The sequence below is a fragment of the Pantoea sp. RCC30.1 genome (assembly GCF_058148845.1).
Genome location: NZ_JBXUHX010000069.1, coordinates 1 through 4,781, shown reverse-complemented (window position 1 = coordinate 4,781; position 4,781 = coordinate 1). Strand labels below are relative to the sequence as shown.

At 56.9% G+C, this 4,781-nt stretch carries 6 protein-coding genes and 1 tRNA gene; 3 read left to right on the top strand and 4 right to left on the bottom strand.

The window, feature by feature from the left end:
- A partial coding sequence (serB, locus tag AC2LB6_RS24450; protein ID WP_490095453.1) for a phosphoserine phosphatase occupies positions 1–929 on the bottom strand: 929 nt, incomplete at its 3' end.
- A 107-nt stretch (positions 930–1,036) separates the two neighbouring features.
- On the opposite strand from serB, the gene AC2LB6_RS24445 reads away from it, so the two are divergent.
- The gene (locus tag AC2LB6_RS24445; protein ID WP_010253606.1) at positions 1,037–1,687 is read left to right on the top strand and encodes a YtjB family periplasmic protein; all 651 of its coding nucleotides are present in this window, start codon (positions 1,037–1,039) and stop codon (positions 1,685–1,687) included.
- Positions 1,688–1,777: 90 nt separating this feature from the next.
- Here the strand turns inward: AC2LB6_RS24445 and yjjG are convergent, their stop codons facing one another.
- The 3 genes from yjjG to AC2LB6_RS24430 are packed head-to-tail and all read right to left on the bottom strand — an operon-like array spanning position 1,778 to position 3,299.
- The gene (gene yjjG, locus AC2LB6_RS24440; RefSeq protein WP_490095452.1) at positions 1,778–2,458 is read right to left on the bottom strand and encodes a pyrimidine 5'-nucleotidase; all 681 of its coding nucleotides are present in this window, start codon (positions 2,456–2,458) and stop codon (positions 1,778–1,780) included.
- An 18-nt stretch (positions 2,459–2,476) separates the two neighbouring features.
- A complete protein-coding gene (gene rimI / locus AC2LB6_RS24435) occupies positions 2,477–2,917 on the bottom strand; it encodes a ribosomal protein S18-alanine N-acetyltransferase (RefSeq protein WP_136198254.1) in 441 nt (146 codons plus the stop codon).
- Positions 2,889–3,299 carry a DNA polymerase III subunit psi gene (locus tag AC2LB6_RS24430; protein WP_490095451.1) on the bottom strand — a complete coding sequence of 137 codons (411 nt, stop codon included), beginning with the start codon at positions 3,297–3,299 and terminating at the stop codon, positions 2,889–2,891. The genes rimI and AC2LB6_RS24430 overlap by 29 nt, the downstream gene beginning before the upstream one ends.
- Positions 3,300–3,405: 106 nt before the next feature.
- On the opposite strand from AC2LB6_RS24430, the gene rsmC reads away from it, so the two are divergent.
- Positions 3,406–4,437, top strand: a complete 1,032-nt coding sequence (rsmC, locus tag AC2LB6_RS24425; RefSeq protein WP_090964115.1) for a 16S rRNA (guanine(1207)-N(2))-methyltransferase RsmC — start codon at positions 3,406–3,408, stop codon at positions 4,435–4,437.
- 151 nt (positions 4,438–4,588) lie between these two features.
- Positions 4,589–4,675: transfer RNA gene (locus tag AC2LB6_RS24420), tRNA-Leu, on the top strand.
- Positions 4,676–4,781 lie beyond the last annotated feature (106 nt).

Here is a 4,781-nt window from a genome sequence, read left to right as displayed (position 1 = left end):
ATCAGATCGGCATGGCGAATGGTGACCGCAGTCTGTTCATTCACCTTAGGTTTAGCATGGAACGCAATGCCCAGCGCTGAGGCTTTGATCATCAGCAGGTCATTGGCACCATCGCCGATCGCCACCGTTTGTTCCGGCGCGATGTCAAAACGCTGCGCCAGCTTCTTCAGGGTATCGGCTTTGTATTGTGCGTCGACAATCGGACCCAGCACGTTGCCGGTCAGTTTGCCGTCGCGAATTTCGAGTTCATTAGCGACCACCGCCGACAGATGCAGCTTGTCGCGCAGGTATTCGGCGTAGTAGGTAAAGCCGCCTGACGCGATGGCAACCTGCCAGCCCAGCGCCTGCAGCTTCTGCGTCAGCGTCGTTAAGCCTGGCATTAATGGCAGAGCATCACGCACCTGTTTCAGAATATTGGCGTCCGCCCCCTGCAACGTGGCGACGCGCTGACGCAGGCTGGCAGTGAAGTCGAGTTCGCCGCGCATCGCGCGTTCCGTGACTTCCGCCACCTGCTCGCCGCAGCCCGCCAGTTTTGCAATCTCATCGATGCACTCGATCTGAATCGCGGTGGAGTCCATATCCATTACCAGCAGGCCTGGCGTTTTGAGATGCGGGATTTTGCCCAGCGGCGCAACATCCAGTCCTGCGTCGTGCGCCAGTTGGCTGGCAAACGGCGTCAGCGATCCCGCCAGGCGAATCACCTGATACTCATCGACGTTCCAGGCGCTGACGATCACCATCGCAGCACCCAACTGGTGCTGGTAATCGGTCAGCCGTTGCTTATCCAGCCCACGGCCATACAGCAGCCAGCCGGTGCGGCCAGCGCGATAATCCAGCGGCATCACTTCATCACCGCTAAGAGAAAGGGGCAAACCCGGCCAGAGGGAGACATCGGCGGGAAGATCGCACCAGGTTAAACGATTTGGCATCAGAGCTCCTGTAGGGACAACAAAACCACGCAAGAGGCTACCTTGTCTGCGCCGCTTCTGGCAACATAATCTCCAGGCTTTCTGTTGTGATATGACCCGGATGATTAATGGCTAAAACCGCACTGAAATTTCGCTTACATCGTACCGTGATCGTTCTTATCTCGATGGCACTGCTGGTCGTGCTGATGCAGGGCGCATCCTGGTTCAGTCTTGGCCATCAGGCGGCGCGTTCTGAACAGGTAGAGGAGCTGGCGCATACGCTGACCAGCCAGGTAGCGTTTAGTCTTAAGCCGTTGATGGACAACAGTGAGAATAACCGCACTCAGATAGAAGCCATTCTTAATCAGATGACGGCTAACAGCCGTATTCTGGATGCGTCAGTGTATGACGGCGACGGCAGCCTGGTGGCACACAGCGGTGAAAACATCAACGTGCGCGATCGGCTGGCGCTTGATGGTCAGCGCGCGGGCAGCTATTTCAACCATCAGATTGTGCAGCCGCTGGCGGGAAATGAGGGTCCGCTGGGCTTTTTGCGCGTGACGCTGGATACCCACGTGCTGGTCACCGACTCGCATCAGGTCGATAACACCACCAATATTCTGCGTCTGATGATGCTGCTGGCGCTGGCGATCGGCATTATTCTCTCCCGTACCCTGCTGCGCCATCGCCGCACCCGCTGGCAGCAGTCGCCATTCCTGCTTACCGCCAGCACCCCGGTGAAAGAGGATCGGGATGAGGACGATGAGAAGAAAGAGTAGCGCGCCTGCGCTGCGGTAAAGATAAAACGATAAGGCCCGCTGTGCGGGCCTTTTTTATGGGAACGATACGGATTTGCGAGGCGTCTTCCGTTAGCCGATGAGCAGCGCTTCAAGCTCGCCCAGCGATTTGACCTGCCAGGTGGGTTTAATATGTTCCGGCAACGGCCGGGTGCCATGATCGAGCCAGCAGGTTTTCAGGCCAGCGTTCATGCCGCCCAGAATGTCTGACTCTGGCGTATCACCCACCATCAGTACCCGCTGACGATCCGGATTGCCCATCAGCTCCAGCGCGTAATCAAAGATCTCTGCCGCTGGCTTTGGCAAGCCGACCTGCTCAGAGATCACCAGCGCCGAGAAGTAATCGCGGAAACCGGTGCGCTCCAGACGCGTCTGCTGCAGCGCGGTAAAGCCATTGGTAATGATCCCCATTTTTACCTTGCCATGCAGCTGGTTCATCAGGCTGACCGCACCCGGCAGCGGCGTGCAGATCTCTCCCATCGCACTGAGGAAGCCGCTGTTGAGAATCTCTGGCGCAACGCTGAGCTTTTCGCTCCAGTGGTTGAAACGCTGAGTCTGCAACTGTAACGCTGAGATGGTGCCGTTCTGATAATCGACCCACAGCGGCTTGTTGATCGCCTGATAATCGCTGTAATCCTGGTCGGTGAACTGCACGTCATAACCGGCGAACAGGCGCTGCAAACCGGCATAGGCGTCGAAATGGAAAAGTGTATCGTCCGCATCAAACAGGATGCAGTCCCAGTTATCTATCATTAAAGCTCCTTAACACCACTACGGCGTCAGGGCCATGAGAATGGCATCTTCACGGCCGCTGGCGGTGGGATAATAGTTGGGGCGACGACTGACCTGATTGAACCCAAGCTGCTCATAGAGCGCGATGGCGGGCAGGTTCGAGGCCCGCACTTCCAGCCACAGCGTCAGCACGTCGCGTTTGATCAACTCATCGATCAGATGCTGCAACAGCTGACGGCCATATCCCCGGCGCTGAAAGGCAGGATCGACCGCGATGTTAAACAGGGAGGCTTCGTCCAGCACCACCTGGGTAATGGCAAAGGCGACCATTTTGCCGTCGGCATCGAGACGTAAATTAATAAAGCGCTCGCCCTGATTGCTGGCAAACGTCTTTTCACTCCAGGGAAACGCGTGACTACGGCACTCAATGGCGAAGGCCTGCGCCAGATCGTCAGGGGTGAGTAAAGAGATGGCTGTCATGGTTACACATCTGTTGCCAGAGCGCGCGTTTGGCGACGCCGCTGCTGATCAGTTCATTGAAAGAAGCGCTGGTTAATGCCACGCCATTGAAAGTCTGTTCGCTCTCTACGCCGAGCAGCCAGCCCGCGCAGTTCAGCGTCTCCGGCAACATTTGCAGCTGATCCGGTGTCACGGTCATTACCTGAGCGGGTTGCAGATTGAGAGCATGCAGCACGTCGCGCATCAGAGGTTCATGCAAACCGGGTGGCGTGTCAGCGACAATAATTAACTGCGTGTCCGGTGCCAGCGTGACGGCAATTTCGCCCTGAAGCACGCGCGGGCGGCGCAGTTGATACTGCGTAATTCCCATTTGCTGTAAAAGCCAGTCGCGCCTGGACGTCATGGTGTTACCTGTTCTGCTGCCTGAATGCGACGCTATGCTAGCAAACCCATCGAACATGCGCCAACAAACCACTATAATCCCCGCTCAGATCTTACAGGAGCCCTACATGTCTGCTTTTACCCCGGCCAGCGAAGTCATTCTGCGCCACAGTGATGAATTTACCGCCCGCCATGTTTTATTTGCTGGCGATCTGCAGGATGACCTGCCCGCTCAGCTGGAAACCGCCTCGTCGCGCGTTCACACACAGCAATATCATCACTGGCAAAACCTCAGCCGCCGTATGGGCGAGCAGGCGCGTTACGGAATGGTTGCGCAGCCGGAAGATGTGCAGGGATGCGATACCCTGGTCTACTTCTGGACCAAGAATAAGCCGGAAGTACAGTTCCAGCTGGAGAACCTGCTCTCTATGCTGCCAGTGGGCTGCGACGTGTTCGTGGTGGGTGAAAACCGCAGCGGCGTCCGCAGTGCCGAAGGCATGCTGGAGTCGTGGGTGAAGCTGGAGAAGATCGACAGCGCACGTCGCTGTGGTCTCTATCACGGTCGCCTCGACAAACAGCCTGAGTTTGATGCCAGCACCTTTGGTCATCAGTATCAGCTGGATGGTCTGACGATTCACACTCTGCCTGGCGTCTTCAGCCGTGACGGTCTGGATAGCGGCAGCGCCCTGCTACTGTCAACCTTCACCCCGCACACCAAAGGTAAAGTGCTGGATATGGGCTGTGGCGCAGGCGTGATTGCCGCCTCACTGCCTGCCCGTTCGCCTAAAGTCCGCCTGTGGCTATGCGACGTGCACGCCGCTGCCATTGAAGCGAGTAAATTGACGCTGGCCGCCAATGGCATCGAGGGCGAAGTCTTCGCCAGCAACGTCTTCTCTGACGTGACCGGCCGTTTCGACATGATTATCTCTAACCCGCCCTTCCATGAAGGCACCCAGACCAGCCTCGACGCCGCACAGGCGCTGATCCGTGGTGCGGTGAAGCACCTGAACACCGGTGGCGAACTGCGTATCGTTGCGAACACCTTCCTGCCTTATCCGCAGGCGCTGGATGAAGCCTTCGGCAGTCATGAAGTCATCGCACAGACCGGTCGCTTCAAAGTTTATCGCGCCGTCTATGGTCGCGGTGCCAAAACGCGCTAGGGGCTTTCCCCACCATTAACCGCGTTGCCGGGCTGAAAACGTTGCTTTTTACAGCGATCGTTTCAGCCCGACGAAATAGTTGTTGACGCAAAGAGTAAAATCTCTAGAATGCGCCTCCGTGGTTGTAACATTCTCAAGGTGTTACGGGTATGCGAAGGTGGCGGAATTGGTAGACGCGCTAGCTTCAGGTGTTAGTGTCCTAACGGACGTGAGGGTTCAAGTCCCTCTCTTCGCACCAAAATCACATGTTTCATATCGCGAGCACTGCGCGAAGGTGGCGGAATTGGTAGACGCGCTAGCTTCAGGTGTTAGTGTCTTAACGGACGTGAGGGTTCAAGTCCCTC